We start from the raw sequence: 17,746 nt of genomic DNA on the forward strand, positions 1-17,746 counted from the left end.
TTATCTTACATTTAATACTATTTTAGTAATTGATATTGAATAACTGTCTGTATTTTCAATATATCATAAATCTTCATGTTGACTATTTGGGTGTCTTCCAGTTCTATTAGCCATAGAGTATAAATAAGTAGGAAATAATTGCAGTATAAATTTTAATCTTGAATTATCTAAATTTTTAAATCCAAGTAAAATATTACTATTATATTGTTTATTGTAAATAGTACCATTATGGTCTTCAGTTGCTGAAACGTTTATTGGTTTTTCATTTAATATATACAAGTTATCTTTGTTATTTACATGTTTACCCATTGTTGCAATACCTTTTCAAGTATGACTTAAATCATTATCGTATTTATTAATATTATAATTATCATTATCTACTAATAATTCTTTATTATTACTATAATAAAGTAAGTCTTTTAAATCATAAGGAAATGTATGTGTATATTCTTTTTCACTAAATGTTTGAGATGTATAAAAATCTGGATAAGTAGAAGTAGTATTAGTATGTTTACTTGTTTTATAATTTCAAGAAATATAAATATCAATACTTTTGTAATATCTTTGTAAATCTTCAAAGTTTTTTATTAATAAAGTTGGGTCTAATAATGATTTAATATCTAAATCAATTTCTAAGGGCTTAATTTTTGGTTCTACAAAATTATTTCAATTATAAGGAGCATATCTCATACTATAATCACTGGTACTATTAATATCAAATATTTTTTCTAATGGTAAATCAGCAGTATAAGTAGGATTACTTGGAATAATAACTATTTGTTTTGCTATATTTTGTGGACTTGGTGGTAAGATATTTGCTGGATAACTAAATGTAGTTTCTTCAGTTTCTTTATATTCATCATGATTTAATTTATATAAAGTAGTTCAATTAAAAGCATTACTAGTTAATGCTCCTTTATTTTTATATCTAAATTGTGCTATTGAAAGTTCATTATAATCACCTTGATAAGTAAATGGATTATCACTATAAAATGTATGTCTTTCTTCACCTTGATGTAATGATTGAGTTACAATTGTATCAATAATGTATGCATAATTAGAACCTTCACTAACACCATTACTTGTTGGATTTCATTGCATTTCTGTGTCTAAGTTAGTTAATGGACTTGCTATATTTAAAAATTCAGTATCTTCTGCTAAAATATAAACTTTATTATTTTTCTTTTGTGATAAATCAACTGTACTTATTTGTTCTTTTGTTTTTAATTTATGACCAGTTTTAGGGTCTCATGGATATACTGATATTCTATCAGTTAATTTCATAGTCATAGCAGTTGTAGAAATATTAGCACCTAATAATTTACCAATAGCAAAAGCATTTTCATTAGCAAAAGCATTTAATGGAATTAAACCACCATTACCAATAATATTTTCTAAATTATTTGTAAAAAATGCTGACATAAAACCATTAAAATATAACATTTTTTTATATTGTTGATTATTTTGATTAATAATAAAACCAATTGGAATACCTAAACTTAAAACATTTAATAATTTACCAATTAATGGTATATCACTTAAAGCAAAAGGTAATCATTGTACACTATCATAAGGCATTTGTATTAAACTACTAAATACTACTGAATTAAAATTTAATATAGCACTCATATATTTTTGACTTATTTTTGAATAATCTACAGTTGGTGAACCAATAATTAAATTAGTATCTGGGTCTTTATATTTAAAATTACTAGACATATCTACATTATAATTACCAGAGATATTATTAATATTTCATTCACTATCTCAAAAGAATTTAGCTTCTCCAATTGCTGTACCATTACTATTAGTTGCTTTTGTTTTATCAAATGCTAACATACCTTTAAAATCTTTTGTAACAAATAAATTTGCTTGTAAATTTAAACTAGTTGATAATCATTCTTTTCAATTTTTAAAATTAAGATATCCAGTAGGTTTTACATCCATTAAATTATAAAATGTAGTTTCTGGATGACTATTAGTAGTTATTTTATCATTAATACCTGCTAATAAACCACCATTATTTTTAACTGATGTATTTGAATGGTCATTATTACCAGCAATAAATAATCTTCTTGAAGCAAATACTTTTTGTTCAAATATTTCATTATTATTAATTTGATTAGGTGCTTGACCTTGTATTATAGGTCTACCATAATAATAACAACTAGATAATAATTCTAAACCATAAGATTGTCTATGACTATATCTAACTCCAATATCACGCATTAAAGTACGATTTAACGTTACTAAACTATTTTGAATAGTAGGGGGAAAGCATAACCACTACCTGGACTTGCATATTGTACATAATCAAGCGTATTTTGACCACTTGCTACTGCTCTATCATTAACTGAACTAAAAGTTAATACTTGCATACTAAATTCACCATTATAAGGACTATAATAATTAGTTACATTTGAAATATATAATAATTGTCTATCTTGATTTTTACCAGTATTACCACCAATATTTTCATTTTTATCATTAAATACACAAAAAAATTGTAAATAATCATCTACTGTAATTTGTTCTTCAAACATAACTAATATATATTGTCTTGTTGTAGAAATTGTTTTAAATAATTGATTATTAGGTAAACCACCAAAATCTACACCACTTGTATCATCAATTAAATAAGCATTTCAATAATCACCAATTTTATATTGTTTAGTATAATATTGGTCTTGTCCAGTAGTTTTATGAGTAGTTGGGTCTGTTATACCTTTATTTTTTTGATAGATTTTAGTACTATTTTTTCAAATACATACAACTGGAGTATTACCAGAAAGTATTAATTCATATTGACCAAAATCACTAATTTTACTATTAATAGGTTTATAACCAGTTTCAGTTAAAGGTATTGCTCCATTATTAATTATAAATGGAAATATTTTTCAATGACTTAAACGTTTAATTATTGCTTGTTGTCTCTTTAGATTTAGATGTGCGTGTTTCATTAATTGAATTCGTTGATGATTGCTCATTTTCACTATCTCCTAATTCTTTATTTAATTTTTTATTTTCTGTAATAATATTTTCAAATTTATTTTCTGCCATAAGTTGGTCAATATTATCATATTCACCAATTGCTTCACTTACTGTCATAGTACCATTATTTAATCTTGAATTAATAATTTGGTCTTGTACTATTTGGTCAGTCATTGCTATAGGTATAAATTTAAATGAATAAGGTCTTTCACCAATACCATTTCATAAATTTTCACTAATAAGAAGTAAATCAAATATACGATAAAAATAAGCACTATAAAATGCTATTTTAATTTCTGTTGTTTCCATATCAAATTTATTATTAAACATACTTTGTGTTTTATTAGTATAAACATCATTACCATGTTCATCATAATCATAACCAGAACCATTAAATATTGCTTTAGCAGTACCATTATAATCTAATCAATATTCACTAAATTTTGGGTCACCTTGTATAATTTGCATACTACCATTCCCATTTTTATCATATCCAGCACTACCAACATTAACTATCATATCTTTTTTAGGATTTTCAATAATATTACCATTTTCTTGCATTTCTTTAACTGTTTCATTATCTAATACAGCAAATAAAGTAGTAACATTAAATTCTCTTTCTAATCTTTTTTTCTTAATAACTTGATTTAAATCTCATATTAAATCTCATACTGCTGTACAATCTGGATATGCATTTAAAGTAGTTGTATTACCATATAAATTAATAATTGGTAAATTAGTTATTTCAAAAATAGGAATATAATTAAATGGATTTTTAATTTCATAAGTATTTAATGGTGTTATATTTGGTTTTAATTTAGTTCTTGTAGAACCTAAAATAATATCTTTATTATTATCTTTATATGTTTCATATTTAACTTTTCCATTTTGTATTGTTACTCAAGTTAAAGTAGCACTATCTGCTTGTTCATTAATAAAATAAAATTCTGCTGATTGTTCTTGTTCATTATATTTAGCAACTCTACCACAAAAACTATTAGGTAATATTTTAAGGGATTTACTATTATCTTCATTAACTATAATCATAATAAATACTTTACCCATTAGTGAATTTTGTAAACCAAATTTATAAAATTTTTCTAATCATTTATCTTTTAAATTCATTTCATTAAGATAATCTAATATTTCTTTTTTACTTGAATTAAATAAAAATCCTTTACCTAATCATAATTTAGTTGATTTTTGAGCAATAATCATTGGTATATCAATATATCAATCTTTTTTATCACAACTTAAATATTCCATTGTATTTATCATATTAATCACCACCAAAATTATTTTTATTAATTAATAATTTATTATTAATACCATTAATTAATCATTTCATTTCATGCATTAATGCATACATATCACTATCTCAAGTATCATCATGTAAATCTAACATTTTCGGACTATTATTATTAGTATCTAATTTCTTTTTATCTAATCATTGCATTAAACTATATTGTCTTTTAGTTTCTGGACATCTTTCTCAATTAAAACTAATAATATTTTTAAGCATACAAATTGTTGTAAAATCAATTCTATCATTTAAATATAAAATTGATTTATCTACTGCTATAAATTTTAATCATGTTATATTACGTTTTTTAACTCAACTTTTTAAAACATCAATAAATACTAACCCACCATTACCATAATCAACATAACAAGTAAAACCAAATAACATTGCTATATAACGTTTACTTTCATTAATATAATAATTAATAATATCATTTGCTAAAGTATCAGTATCTTTATATTGCATAGTAACATTACTATGATAAAATTCACTTTCTTTATGTGCTCTTCTACCATTATCATTTTCACCAATAAATCATAATGAAGCAGATGTAGGATGACCACTTGGACTTGTTGCCATACCTATATCTAAACCACCAGTTAATCTTTGTACTTGAAAATCTAATTTAGTATTAACTTTATCTAAATATCTAGCAAAAATAGCACCTTGTAAAATACTTGGTACACCATAATATCAACTTTGTGCTTTAATTGGATCTAATACTTTTAATTCTTCTAAATCATTAATCATATCTAATGTAAGATTATGAGCATTTACTTTTCAATTACTATAATGAAATAATTTAAAAATATTATTATCAAATATTGATTTAATTTGTTCATTTTTTTCTTTCATTATTTCTAAATTAAAAGGTACAATTTTATTCATATATTCAATATAATATTGATAAATATTATCTGGATTACAACTTTTTATTTTTATTCTTTTTTTAGCATTACCTAATGCAAATGTTATTGCTTGAAATTCTTGTTGACTAAATTCATTTGCTTCTTCACATCATTCAATTGCTAAATCAAAACCTTTTATTTCACTACGAGAAAGACCTTTTAAAGGTATTCTATCATTTGAATTACTATATACACCCATTATACCCTAATAAATGATTTAAAACCTTTAAAACGAAAGTCTGCTTGCTTATTAGGGTATTTTAAAGTAAAGTCTTTATAATCATTCAATCCAATTATTATTAAAGCATTATATATTTCTTTTACTAAATCATTAATATCTTTATTTAATTTTCTAAATGCATAAATAGCAATTGATTTTTGTACTTTAATTGATATAACTATTAATATTGCTAATTCTTCTGCTATACTATATGTTTTACTAGAATATCTACTACCACTAAGATTATATTCACTATGAGTAAAATCACTTTTATTTAATAATCAATAACTAATTTCATTTAAATAAGTAAATTCTTTATTCATATTATTACTCCTTATTTTTATAATATTCTTTTATTTCTTTTACTTTATTATTAAAATCTAATTGATGTTTTTTACACATTTTAAAAAATTGAACAGAAGTATTTTCTAAATCTGTAGATTGTAATTTAATTAATAAAATTTCTCATCAAGACATTATTTCACTTCCTTATCTAAATAATATCAACCAATTAATAAACTATCAGCTTCATCATGATTTGATATTGTTATATTTCAATAATATTGTTCAATTAATTCATTTGCTAATTCTAATGATAAGTATTTATCTCATTTATTAATTTTTTTAAAATTTGCTACACTTCATTCTTTTAAATATCAATTTTGTCATTGTTTAGGACTTATTAACATATCTTTTGTTAATAATTTATTAAATTGTCCAGTAATAAAACCACGTAAATGGTCTAAAGTTTCTTTACCTTTACCAAATTTTGGATTAAATATCCCACGTTCAATTACTAAATATAAATTATTTTTATTTATACATTCATCATAACTATTAATTTCATCAATTATAAAAGCATTAAATTTAATTTCAATATATTTTTCAGTATATTTTTTAAAACTATAACTATTTATTCATACTGGTTTTTTATTTTCTCATAATGTAAACCCAGTATTTTTTATACTTGGGTCAATTGAAAGTAAATAATTATTCATTACTAAATACTACCTTATCTAAATTATCAATATTAGTTTGTATTTGTTCATAATTAATATTTATTTCTTCTTTTGGTTCTTCAATAGATTTTAATTTAATTTCTTTATTATCATTATTTGGATTATCAACATACATTATATTTTCATTTTCTAATACTATTGCTTGATCAATTTGCATTGCTCTATCAATAATATTTTGATTTTCTAATTTAATACTAGGGTCTTTATTAATATCTCTAATAATTGCTTTAATAACTGTTTTAAGTGCCATAGCATTAAAACTAGTAGTTCATGGACTATTACCATTTGCTTTACTATATTTTTTTCTATGTTCTTCACATTCTTGTTTAGTCATACCTTTAATAAAAGTAATTATTTTACCTAAATAATTTTTAATAGAAATCATACCATAATAACCAATAATTATTTTATTTTCAAATATTTTACTAGGGTCTAATTCTCAACGTTGAGTTTCTTTATTAAAAATATGTTTATCAGTAATAATTTCTCTTTGAAAATCAATTACACAATTTGAACGTTGTAATAAAGTTAAAAAACCATCTTCTTGTATTTGTACTTGTAATTCATTATTATAAGGTATTAATGCTATTTCTTTTTTAATTGGATTATTACTTAAATCTAATTCAAATATAGTTGCTAAAGTATTAATAACTGATTGTGGATTTAATGTTGATAATTTTTTATCATTTAATTTTGTTAATTCATAATAGTTAGTAAATTGTTGTATTTTTGATTTATCTATATTTTTAGGTAAAGTTAAATTTGCCATTAGTGATTTTCCTTTCAAAGTGCAATTGCCATTTCTCATTCATATACTAATTCATCTGTTATTTCTACTAATATTTTTTCTACATTATCTTTTTGAATTCAATAAATATAATGTGTATTTGATAAATTAAAACCATTATTTTTTAATATTCAATAATAAGCGGTTAATTGTAATATTGATTTTTCTTTATTTTCTTTATACATATTTGATAATGTTTTAAAATCAATTATTGTATATAAATTATTTTCTTTATAAATTAAATCTGGTGTTCCAGCAATAATATCATAAGTAAATACTTGTTCACATATATATTTAGTATTTACTTTAAATTCTTGTAAATTATTTAATAAATTTTCACAATATTGTAAATAATTTTTATTAAATAAATGTTGAATATTATTTAATAATTTATCTTTTATATTATTAATATTTATATTTTTAAAATATAATTCTGCTACTTTATGAACAGTTTCTCCTCTTAATCTAGCATTTTCTAATCTATCAAAAGGTATATTTTCATAAGGATTTTTATCTTCATATAAATAATATTGAATAATTTTAGAAACTGAAATTAATTCTTTATTTTTAATAAAATATTGATGTGTATCTTTTTTAAAAATTAAATTATTATTCAATTGCATTTTTAATTAAATTCCTTACAAATTTATTAATTGTAATATCTTTTTCTACACAAATTATTTTTAATTTATAATAATCATTTTTATTAGCTCTAATATGAATTTGTTTATTAATTAAATCTTCTTTATTTTTCTTAAGGGCTGGCATTAAAATCACCATCTTCTATATCTTTTATTAAATCTTTTATATTAATATATTTATTAACTGTAAGTTGTAATTCTAAATAATTAATTAATTTATCCATTATTATTTACACTCCTTTAAAAATTTTCTAATTGTAATTCATTAATATAATAGTTATATAAACTATCATAGTTATCACTTGTTAAATATATATCTTCTTCAATCATATTATTAATACATTTATTACAATAATAAGAATTATCTATTTCACTAATTCAAATATATTTTTTATTATGTAATTTACATTTCATTATTTTTACCTATTAATTTATAAAAACAGTTATTACATGTTCTATTATTTATAGATGATTGTTTACGACATATATCACAACTATGAGTAGTAATAATATTATTTAAATAAGTTTTTTTATATTCAATATTTTCTTTTCATAAATACATATATATTCTCCTTTAACTATTTATATTTAATTCCATTACTAATATTTCATAATGTTCAATATAAGCATTCTTTAATATATAATGTTTATAATTTTTATGAAAATTAATAGCATTTTCAATTTTAGTAAAAACTTTATATTTTATTTCATTTGTATAATTAACTGTATATTTTAATAAATAAACATATTGCATGTTTAATATTTCCTTTCTTAATATTTTAAATAAAATATTTTATTATTATGAGTTACTAAATCTTTTAATGATGTTACTATATAATTTATTACTAAATCATTATGATTATATGGATTATTTATTTTAAAACTTTTTCTATCTTTTTCTCAGGTAATATTATATTTAAAACATTCTTCATTTTTTATTTGTCCAATATAATAACCATTATATTTTTTATAAAATTCAAAAGTAATTAATTTTTCAATAATTTTATTATTTATTATTGGTTTTTCTTTTAAATCTTCAATTTGAATATATTGTTTTAATAATTCTTTTAATTCTTTACCATTTAATTCTTTTTTTTATATTATCTTTAAAAACTCAATATATTCGTGTTTCATCAATATTAAAAGAATTTTTTTTAATAAAACATTTAGAAATTGATATTTTATATTCTCCAAATTCAATTATTATTGCACCATTATTTGTTTCTTTAATAATTTGGTCTTGTGAAAATTCTATTATCATTTTAAAAACCTTTCTTTTTATTTATTACTTTCTTTTTGTTTTTTATTATAAATAATTGCAATTCCTAATAATAAACCTATAAGATTTAAAGTAATAAATAATATTATTACTCCCATTGCATTATTATCATTACACATAAATAAACCCAGAGTTGTTAATATTATTCATGCAAAAATTCCTATTATTATTAATAATATGATTGTTTCAATACTCATTAATATTTCCTTTCTTTTTTTTCATATCAAATTTCTTTTAAATGTAATTCTAATTTTCAACAATAAATACAAATAACTTTATTATTTTTATCTTGTAAAAATATATTTTGAAAATAAAATAAATGTTTTATTCTATAAGTATCACAATAATTACAATAATATCTTTTAACAGTAAAATTATGTTTCATTTTAAAAACCTTTCTTTTTATTCAGCACTGCTACTTTTAGTAAGCAGTTGCTGTTTTTTATTTTCTTTTTTTAAATCTTATAAATAGGATCTTTATCACTGTAGGTGATAAAGCCTAAAAAAATAAAAATATATATACTAATTATTTAATTTATGTTAATATATAATTTATAAGGTATGTATTTATATATAACCCCCTTTAGTGTAATGATTTAAAAAATAAAAATAAAACAGGGTTTATGGTTATTACATAATCTATAAGTATCCTTACTGAACCCAAAAGGCCATTCAATTAAACTCTATTACATACAATAACAATTCTATTAATTTTAATAAATCACTCTTTTATCCTGACATAGAAGTATTTACATTTAGTACTCACTATTTGACTTCTACGACAGTATATTTAATTTAACAATTAAAAAATGAGAGTATTATCTCTCATTTATATTTTTATTAAATCTAACCATTAACTTTACTCACCCCGCACGGACGAATTAATCTAACGTATAGATTTCTAAGTGCTAAGATTAATATACAATTACATAACTTAGTCTCAATTATTCTCGTCTAACTTTATAATTTTAAGACAATTAATGAATGATAATCGACAACATAGTTATGCTCCCAAAATTTATTATTCTGTCAAAAAATATCAAAACTAAAATCAATAAAAATTACTAGTTGATTTTAAATTAAATTTATTAAAAATTGAGATGAAGTTAGTTATGTTTGCTAATGGTGAATAAACTAATAAAATCAAGACTCTAACAACAAATACCAAATTTGAAAGATAACAATATTTAAAATTATGATATCTGGTTTTATTACTAATATCTTTTGAATTAAGGTATAATTTATTATAATACGTTTGTATAAGTAAATATTATTAGTACAGAAAGAAGGGTACAAATGTCTTCATCAGAAAATGATTTTTGTGTCATTGGTTTAGGAAAATTTGGTATTTCGGTTGTTAGAACATTAGAAGATTTAGGTAAAGTTACTTTGGCCATAGATAAAAAAGAAGAACGCTGTCAATTAGTTTCCTCTATTGCTTCTGAAACTTTAATTTTAGATTCTACTAATCGAGGAGCCTTAGAAGATGCTGGTATTCATAAAATTCAAAATATTATTATTGCTGTGGGGTCTGATTTAGCAGCATCAATTGTCACTGCTGTTCATGTTTTAGCAATTCATCGTGAGAATAATACTTTAAATCGTCTTAATTTAGTAGCCAAAGCTGTTGATAGTACCCACCAATTAATTTTAGAAGCCATTGGTATTACTAATATTATTTTATCAGAAACAGAAGCAGGGAAAAAAGCTGCTTATCGTGCTATTTGAAAATTAGGTGTTGATTTAACAACGGTTGATGATAAATATTCAATTGCTAGTGTGATTGTTAAAAATATGAGATTTACTAACAAGAAGTTAGAAGCGTTACGCATTCCTACTAATTATAAGATTAACTTAGTGGCTATTAAACGCGATGGTAAAGTCATCATCCCTAGTAGAAATGAAATATTAATGTTAAATGATGAGTTATTATTCATTAGTTCTAATGATAATATTAACAATGTTTATAACGATTTTTCTATAAACAATAGTACGAAAGTACCTGAACGAGTGATTACTAAAGCGCAAGAAAAGAAGTTACCATTTTGAAAAAGATGGGGTAAAAAAAATAAAAAAAAATTCGGTAAAAATAATGGTTCTAATGTTAAAAAAATACCTAGTTCTAAACCTAAAGCCAAAAAAGATAAGTAATAATCTTTTTAACAATAAAGTGAATATTAATTTTAAAATAAAATCAAGGTTTGATTAAAAAATCTAAAACAAAATATTTTCACTTATCGCCCGAAATGTGTCGATTTTTTTAAAAAAAATCCTTTATAGTATTTACTCAATGATATTTTTATAATTCAATAAAAATATCATTGGTAATCTAATTAATTGTATTTTGTAATTAGTTAGATTTTAAAATAATTATTGTAAAGGAAATAAGCAAAAATGAAACTATTTAAAAGAATAAAATTAGAAAACAGTATATCAAAAAATAAGAATAAATTGGATATCTTTAAACAAAAAAAGAAAATTTTACCAATAGTAAAAGAAGTAGAAGAAATATGTAGTTATTTGAGTAAGGAATCAGAAGGGTTACAAGAACAAGACTTTACTCTTTGACAAATTCAAAATATCAAAAAAAGTGATTATTTATTTGAAAAAATAGAAAAAATTGTTAATTTGATTAACCCAATAATAAGATATTTTTCAGAAAAAGAACTTAAAGATTTAGATTGTTTTAGCGCAATAAAATATTTTGGTAGTTATAAAACTTTATTAGAAATTTTTGTTAATACTTTAAAAAACAAACAAAAATCCATAAAAAATAATTACAAACAATTAACAAAGACTAGACTTTTAAAGTCTAATGAATTAAAAGCTTTACTTATTAAAAAAGAAGAAGAAAAAACAGTTAATAAATTAATTAGAAAAGATTTTTTAGAAAAAGAAAAAACTAAATATACTAATATAAAAAATGAGTTAAACGAATTAAAAGACTGAATTATTAATAATAAGAACGAAGAATTTCGAATCAAAACTGAATTAAACAATAAAATTACAGCGTTAAAACAAGAAATTGATACTATAGTTAAAAAGTTAACAGAAGAAATTTCAAATATAGAAAAAGAACAAAAAAAGTGATAAAATATTTCAATCCAATACTGAAATCAATATTAAAATTGAAAGGTTTAAAGCAGTAATTTTAAAATTGAAAGCAAAACCAATTAATGAAAATTCAAAAAAAGAACCATTTTCAAAAACTTTTGTAGGAGAATGTAATAACAATAACACTCCCCTACCAAAAGTTAAATATGAATCATTGGAAATGAAAACACTCCTTAAAATGTAGTCTTTTAAAGTAATTATTAAATTGTCCCATAGTTGTGTAACTATGGGACAATTACTTTTTATTGTTTATAATTATCGAGTAATTTTTTTAAAATTTCTTGAGCAATTTGCGGATTAGCACTACCTTTAGTAATTTTCATTAATTGTCCCATAAAAAATTTCATAACTCGTTCTGGTTTATCTTCATATAAAATCGTAGTACTTTCATATTCTGTTATTAGTGGCAATAAAATGTCAGTTAAAGATTGTTCATCACTAACTAGTGTCATATTTAATGATTTAACTAAATTATTAGGAGTTTTTTCATTATTAGTCATAATGATAGTTAACAATTCTTTACTTTGTTTATCATTAATTTTTTGATTATTAATTAATACAACTAATTCTGATAAATTATCAGGAGTTAATTTAGTATCGTCAATATTAATATTATTACTATTACAATAAGCTTGTACTAAACCTAATAAACATTTAACAGTTGGGATTGGTAAATTATTTATTTTAACAGTCTCTTCGAACATATTTAAGATTTCTATTTTATCAATTAGAATATTAATATCAGTTTTGTTTAACTTGTATTGTTTTTCTAACCGTTCTTCTAAATCTTTTGGTAACTCAGGCAAATTCTTAATAATTGTTTTCACTCATTTTTCATCTAATTGAATGGGGAAAATATTAGGTTCAGGAAAGTATTTATAATCAATATTGTTTTCTTTACTACGCATTAAAATCGTTTTTCCACTTTTTTCATCAAATCTTCTCGTTTCTAATAATACTTTTTGATTGTTATTTAAGATTTGACTTTGACGAAAAATTTCATCTTGAATTGCTAAGGCAATATTATTAGTTGAATTTAAATTTTTAATTTCCACTTTGGTTCCTAAGGTTTCATTACCTGCTGCTTTTAAGGAAATATTTATATCACAACGTAATGAACCTTCATTCATTTTCACGTCACTAACTTTGAGATGAATTAGTAATCTTCGTAAGGCATTAATGTAAGCTACGACTTGATTACTAGTAGTAAAAACAGGTTTCGTAACAATTTCCAATAAGGGAATCCCGGCACGATTATAATCTAACAAAGTTTCTCCGTTGTGATGAGTTTGTTTAGCAGTATCTTCTTCAATGTGTAAGCGTTCAAATTCAACCGTAAATGGTTGTTCATCAACTAAGATTTTTAAATAACCATTACGACCAATGGGATGATAAAATTGCGTGATTTGATAACCTTTAGGTAAATCAGGATAAAAATAATTTTTACGATCAAAACGGACAAGCGTATCAATGTTCATATTTAAGCCACTACAAGTTTGAATAGCATTAACAATAACTGCTTGATTAATAGCAGGTAAAGTGCCTGGAAATCCACAATCAATCGCACTAGTTTGACTATTTGGTTTTTCACCAAAAGTATTAGGTGCACTAGAAAAGCATTTAGTTTTAGTTTTTAATTCACAATGGATTTCAATCCCCATCACAATATCATAATTATTCATTTTCATCACCTAACATTTTATTATTAAAATTAATATAGTTACTTAAAAACTGAGCAATATCAAGTGCTGTTTGGTCATCAAAAGGTGCAGCGTTAATATTAATACCAATTGGTAAATTATTAACAGTTGTTAAAGGAATGGTAATACTTGGGCCACCATTTAGATTAGATAACAATAATAAGTCTTCTAAATAGTCGTGTTTGGGACTAATAACTTTTTTTTGCTCTAGAACATCTTTAATTGTTGGAGCACTAGTAATCGTAGGCATTACGATAAAGGCATCATATTTTTTAAAGATTTGTGTTAATGCTTCAACGACCAATCTTCTTACTTTTTTGGCTTTGTTAAATAATTCTTCTTGATGACTTGCCGACAATGCATAAGCACCAATAATATAACGTCTTTTAACCATATCGCCAAAACCAGCAGTTCGCGAATTTGTCATTACTTGTGAATAATCTGCTCCTGCTTCTCGGATTCCAAAGTTAATTCCTGTTAAATTAGCATGACAACTTGTCGCTTCAGCAAAGGAAATAATCATGTAAACTGGCAATAGTGCTTGTAGTAATTGTTCATCAAAATTAATTTTGTTAATTTTAGCACCATCGGTAATTAAATTATTAACTGCATCATCAAATGCTTGTTTTATGTCAGGAGTTCATTGATAACTATCATAATTTAAAATGGCGATATTTTTATTTTGCATGTTTGGATTTAAGTTTTTAACATAATCTTTTTTCATACTATGGACACTAGTAAAGTCTTTAATGTCATGGTGGACAAGATTATCTAAAACAATGGCTACATCTTCGACATGATTGGTAAAGACACCAACGGTATCTAAACTAGGAGCATAGGGAAAAACACCATTACGGGAAATTAAACCATAAGTTGGTTTAAAACCAGTAATACCACAATAAGCAGCGGGTTTGCGTATCGAATCACCAGTATCAGTTCCTAGCGCAAATGGAACAATCCCAGCAGCGACAAGCGCTGCACTACCACTAGAACTACCACCTGTAATGTGTTCTGGATTTCAAGGGTTAAGAACATGCCCTGTGGCTGCATATAGGCCATCACCACCCATTCCTAATTCATCTAAAGCAGTTTTAGCAATATTAATGGCATTGGCTTTAGTTAAATATTTATTAACAGTACTATCATAATTGGGGATGAAATTAGCAAGAATTTTTGAAGAACCAGTTGTTAAATTATCAATGGTAGCAATATTATCTTTCATAACAAATGGGATTCCCATTAGTAAATTGCTCTTATCCATGGATGTTTGGGTTAGTTCTTTAGCGTGTTTAATGGCTTGTGGTGCTAAAGAAGTAACAACACCATTTAAATTTTTTCATTTTTCTAAACGTTTATAAACTGAAGTTACAAGTTGAATTGGTGTTATAACCTCATTCATTAACATTTCGTGTAGTTGTCGGATTGACAATTGGTGGTAATTAATTTTCATGGTTAATCACCTGATTAATAACAACATAATCATTACTTACTTGGGGAGCGACTTCTAATACTGTTTTACTAGAAAATGGTATTCTAGCAACATCAGGACGTAAATATGAATTAACAATAGATAGTGGGTAATCTAAAGGTTCAATATTGTCAGTATCTATTTCTGTAACTATTTTCATTTGTTCTGCAATGGCTTTAAATTCTAATAATAAATTGGCACATTGTTCATCACTAATGTCAAACATTAGTTCTTTGGCAAGGTGATGAATCATCTCAGCGGTCAGGGTTGTTGCTTTAGGCATTTTTTGACACCTCTTTCAATATGATTTGTAATTGTTCTTCATTAATAATTTTAACATTAAGTTTCTGTGCTTGTGCTAATTTATTACCAGGATTTTCACCAACAATTAAATAACTAGTGTTATTACTAATACTATTAGTAATTTTAGCGCCATAATTATCTAGTAAAGTAACAAATTCATTACGACTTTTTGATAAGGTACCAGTTAAAACGAAGGTTTTACCAGCAAGAATTTGCGAATGTTGTTTGCCTAAGTAATTAAAGTTGAGATTTAAAGTTTGCAAATTATTAATTAATTGAATATTGATCGGATTTGCAAAATAATCAATTAAACTAGTAGCAATGGTTGTACCAATGTCATTGGTATTTTCTAGGTCAGCATAAGATGCTTGCATAATATTTTCTAAAGTTAAATATTTTTTTGCTAAAGCAGTAGCAGTTTTTTGACCAACGTGACGAATACCTAAACTAAATAATAAGCGTTCTAAGGAATTTCGCTTGGAATTAAGAATATTAGTTGCCAGGTTAGTAAATGATTTTTCACCGAAGCGTGCTAGTGATAAAATTTCTTGTCTTAAATTAACTAATTTATAAATATCACTAATAGTTTTAATTCATTTTAGTTCTAAAAAACGTTGTAAGATTTTTTCATTTAAACCCATAATATCCATGGCATCACGACTACAAAAATGGATTAATGATTTTAAAATACGTTCTTTACAATCACTATTAATGCAAAATTGGTCAACTTCGGGTGGCACTTGTTCTAAAACACTGTGGCAATCAGGGCAATTAGTAGCTTTGGTAAAAGCAATACTTTTCGTTGTCCGTTGTTCAATAATAGCAGAAATGACTTCGGGAATGATATCACCAGCTTTTTTGACACTAACTAAGTCATTAATCCGTAAATCACGAGTTGTAATGTAATCACTATTATGCAAAGTAGCAAAGGTAACGGTTGTTCCAGCAATCAAGACTGGTTCTAATTTAGCATTGTAAGTAATTTTGCCAGTTCTACCGACAGTTGGAAAAATGTCTAATAGTTTCGTGACACTAGTTACAGCAGGGAATTTGTAAGCGATCGCTCACTTAGGTGCTTTATTAGTACGTCCTAGTAAATCATAACTACTCAAATCATTAAGTTTAATCACAATTCCGTCAATTTCATAGGACAAGTTAGTTCTTAGTTGCTCAAATTTTTGGACATATGTTCACACTTCATCAATATTATTACATAGCTGATAATGGTCATTGACATTAAAGCCATATTTTTGTAAAGTTTGTAATGCTTGGTGGTGAGTTTTAATATTATCATTAACGGCATTAACATAGTAGTAAAGAAAGGCATTCAGATTACGAGAATTAACAATACTAGTATCTAACTGACGAATAGTACCAGCAGCAGCATTGCGAGGATTAGCAAATAGTGGTAGGTTTTGTTGTTGTTGATTAGTATTAATTCGTTTAAATTCTTCTTTACTTAAATAAACTTCGCCACGAACTTCTAAATTATTTTTAGTAGGAAGGGTATGGGGAATATTTTGAATTGTTAGGATGTTACTAGTAATGTCTTCACCAGATGTGCCGTCACCACGGCTCGCGCCGGTTTTAAGTTGACCATGAATATATGCAACGGCAATTGAAAGACCATCAATTTTCAGTTCACAAACGTATTGTATTTGGTCTTGTGATAAGATTTTTTTAATTTTTTGGTCAAATTTTATTAAGTCTTGGTAATTAAAAGCATTGGCTAAACTAAGCATGGGTGTTTGGTGAATAATTTTAGGTAATGTTGAGTTAGTTTTACCACCAACGGTTTGTGTTGGTGAGTCAGTAGTTAGAAATTGTGGGTATTGGGTTTCTAGGGTTACTAGTCGTTTATAAGTACTATCGTAAATGGCATCAGTGACAGTAGGGGTATCTAAAACATGGTATTCATAGTTTCATTGTTTGATTAGTGTTCTTAGTATTAGAATTTCTTGTTTGATATCTTTGGTATTATTAGTAGTCATGTTTTAGTCACTCCTGATTTAT

At 24.2% G+C, this 17,746-nt stretch carries 22 protein-coding genes; 2 read left to right on the forward strand and 20 right to left on the reverse strand.

The features are described 5' to 3' along the window. The 16 genes from AAHM98_RS03925 to AAHM98_RS04000 form a co-directional block, all read right to left on the reverse strand. Positions 1-2,229: a hypothetical protein gene (locus AAHM98_RS03925; protein WP_342277161.1), complete on the reverse strand. Its 2,229-nt coding sequence runs from the start codon at positions 2,227-2,229 to the stop codon at positions 1-3. A 20-nt stretch (positions 2,230-2,249) separates the two neighbouring features. Beyond that, positions 2,250-2,960, reverse strand: a complete 711-nt coding sequence (locus AAHM98_RS03930; RefSeq protein ID WP_342277162.1) for a hypothetical protein — start codon at positions 2,958-2,960, stop codon at positions 2,250-2,252. Beyond that, complete coding sequence (locus AAHM98_RS03935; protein ID WP_342275751.1) at positions 2,914-4,269, reverse strand: hypothetical protein; 1,356 nt, start codon at positions 4,267-4,269, stop codon at positions 2,914-2,916. The genes AAHM98_RS03930 and AAHM98_RS03935 overlap by 47 nt, the downstream gene beginning before the upstream one ends. A gap of 1 nt (position 4,270) precedes the next feature. After that, positions 4,271-5,401: a hypothetical protein gene (locus AAHM98_RS03940; RefSeq protein WP_342276432.1), complete on the reverse strand. Its 1,131-nt coding sequence runs from the start codon at positions 5,399-5,401 to the stop codon at positions 4,271-4,273. After that, positions 5,401-5,745, reverse strand: coding sequence for a hypothetical protein (locus AAHM98_RS03945; RefSeq protein ID WP_342277163.1), 345 nt, complete (start codon positions 5,743-5,745; stop codon positions 5,401-5,403). The genes AAHM98_RS03940 and AAHM98_RS03945 overlap by 1 nt, the downstream gene beginning before the upstream one ends. A 4-nt stretch (positions 5,746-5,749) precedes the next feature. Then, positions 5,750-5,899, reverse strand: a complete 150-nt coding sequence (locus AAHM98_RS03950; protein ID WP_342277164.1) for a hypothetical protein — start codon at positions 5,897-5,899, stop codon at positions 5,750-5,752. Then, positions 5,899-6,420, reverse strand: a complete 522-nt coding sequence (locus AAHM98_RS03955; RefSeq protein WP_342277165.1) for a hypothetical protein — start codon at positions 6,418-6,420, stop codon at positions 5,899-5,901. The genes AAHM98_RS03950 and AAHM98_RS03955 overlap by 1 nt, the downstream gene beginning before the upstream one ends. Then, the gene (locus AAHM98_RS03960) at positions 6,413-7,210 is read right to left on the reverse strand and encodes a recombinase RecT (protein ID WP_342275986.1); all 798 of its coding nucleotides are present in this window, start codon (positions 7,208-7,210) and stop codon (positions 6,413-6,415) included. Before AAHM98_RS03960 ends, AAHM98_RS03955 begins: the two co-directional genes overlap by 8 nt. Continuing rightward, positions 7,210-7,851 (reverse strand): PD-(D/E)XK nuclease family protein, encoded by a 642-nt coding sequence (locus AAHM98_RS03965; RefSeq protein WP_342275949.1) that lies wholly within the window; start codon positions 7,849-7,851, stop codon positions 7,210-7,212. Before AAHM98_RS03965 ends, AAHM98_RS03960 begins: the two co-directional genes overlap by 1 nt. Further along, positions 7,838-7,996: a hypothetical protein gene (locus tag AAHM98_RS03970; RefSeq protein ID WP_342277166.1), complete on the reverse strand. Its 159-nt coding sequence runs from the start codon at positions 7,994-7,996 to the stop codon at positions 7,838-7,840. Before AAHM98_RS03970 ends, AAHM98_RS03965 begins: the two co-directional genes overlap by 14 nt. A gap of 113 nt (positions 7,997-8,109) precedes the next feature. After that, the gene (locus tag AAHM98_RS03975) at positions 8,110-8,283 is read right to left on the reverse strand and encodes a hypothetical protein (RefSeq protein ID WP_342275760.1); all 174 of its coding nucleotides are present in this window, start codon (positions 8,281-8,283) and stop codon (positions 8,110-8,112) included. After that, entirely contained in the window at positions 8,273-8,431 is a 159-nt protein-coding gene (locus tag AAHM98_RS03980) for a hypothetical protein (RefSeq protein WP_342277167.1), read from the reverse strand. Before AAHM98_RS03980 ends, AAHM98_RS03975 begins: the two co-directional genes overlap by 11 nt. A 12-nt stretch (positions 8,432-8,443) precedes the next feature. Continuing rightward, complete coding sequence (locus AAHM98_RS03985; protein WP_342277168.1) at positions 8,444-8,623, reverse strand: hypothetical protein; 180 nt, start codon at positions 8,621-8,623, stop codon at positions 8,444-8,446. 321 nt (positions 8,624-8,944) lie between these two features. Next, positions 8,945-9,130 (reverse strand): hypothetical protein, encoded by a 186-nt coding sequence (locus AAHM98_RS03990; RefSeq protein ID WP_342277169.1) that lies wholly within the window; start codon positions 9,128-9,130, stop codon positions 8,945-8,947. A 17-nt stretch (positions 9,131-9,147) separates the two neighbouring features. Continuing rightward, on the reverse strand, positions 9,148-9,345 hold the full coding sequence (locus AAHM98_RS03995) for a hypothetical protein (RefSeq protein ID WP_342277170.1): 198 nt from the start codon (positions 9,343-9,345) through the stop codon (positions 9,148-9,150). Further along, entirely contained in the window at positions 9,345-9,533 is a 189-nt protein-coding gene (locus AAHM98_RS04000; RefSeq protein WP_342276212.1) for a hypothetical protein, read from the reverse strand. Before AAHM98_RS04000 ends, AAHM98_RS03995 begins: the two co-directional genes overlap by 1 nt. A 911-nt stretch (positions 9,534-10,444) precedes the next feature. Here AAHM98_RS04000 and AAHM98_RS04005 point away from each other — a divergent pair. Together AAHM98_RS04005 and AAHM98_RS04010 are read left to right on the forward strand one after the other, a co-directional pair. Next, positions 10,445-11,299 (forward strand): TrkA family potassium uptake protein, encoded by an 855-nt coding sequence (locus AAHM98_RS04005; RefSeq protein WP_342277171.1) that lies wholly within the window; start codon positions 10,445-10,447, stop codon positions 11,297-11,299. Positions 11,300-11,542: 243 nt separating this feature from the next. Next, positions 11,543-12,241, forward strand: coding sequence for a hypothetical protein (locus AAHM98_RS04010; protein ID WP_342277172.1), 699 nt, complete (start codon positions 11,543-11,545; stop codon positions 12,239-12,241). A gap of 263 nt (positions 12,242-12,504) precedes the next feature. Here AAHM98_RS04010 and gatB read toward each other — a convergent pair whose 3' ends face one another. The 4 genes from gatB to ligA are packed head-to-tail and all read right to left on the reverse strand — an operon-like array spanning position 12,505 to position 17,724. Continuing rightward, the gene (gatB, locus tag AAHM98_RS04015) at positions 12,505-13,944 is read right to left on the reverse strand and encodes an Asp-tRNA(Asn)/Glu-tRNA(Gln) amidotransferase subunit GatB (RefSeq protein ID WP_342277173.1); all 1,440 of its coding nucleotides are present in this window, start codon (positions 13,942-13,944) and stop codon (positions 12,505-12,507) included. Further along, a complete protein-coding gene (locus AAHM98_RS04020; RefSeq protein ID WP_342277174.1) occupies positions 13,937-15,412 on the reverse strand; it encodes an amidase family protein in 1,476 nt (491 codons plus the stop codon). The genes gatB and AAHM98_RS04020 overlap by 8 nt, the downstream gene beginning before the upstream one ends. Next, positions 15,402-15,713: an Asp-tRNA(Asn)/Glu-tRNA(Gln) amidotransferase subunit GatC gene (gene gatC, locus AAHM98_RS04025; protein WP_342277175.1), complete on the reverse strand. Its 312-nt coding sequence runs from the start codon at positions 15,711-15,713 to the stop codon at positions 15,402-15,404. Before gatC ends, AAHM98_RS04020 begins: the two co-directional genes overlap by 11 nt. Then, positions 15,706-17,724, reverse strand: a complete 2,019-nt coding sequence (gene ligA / locus AAHM98_RS04030; protein ID WP_342277176.1) for an NAD-dependent DNA ligase LigA — start codon at positions 17,722-17,724, stop codon at positions 15,706-15,708. The genes gatC and ligA overlap by 8 nt, the downstream gene beginning before the upstream one ends. Positions 17,725-17,746 lie beyond the last annotated feature (22 nt).

Origin of the sequence: Spiroplasma endosymbiont of Nebria brevicollis (genome assembly GCF_964030895.1) — a bacterium.
Classification (GTDB): Bacteria; Bacillota_I; Bacilli_A; order Mycoplasmatales; family VBWQ01; genus Spiroplasma_E.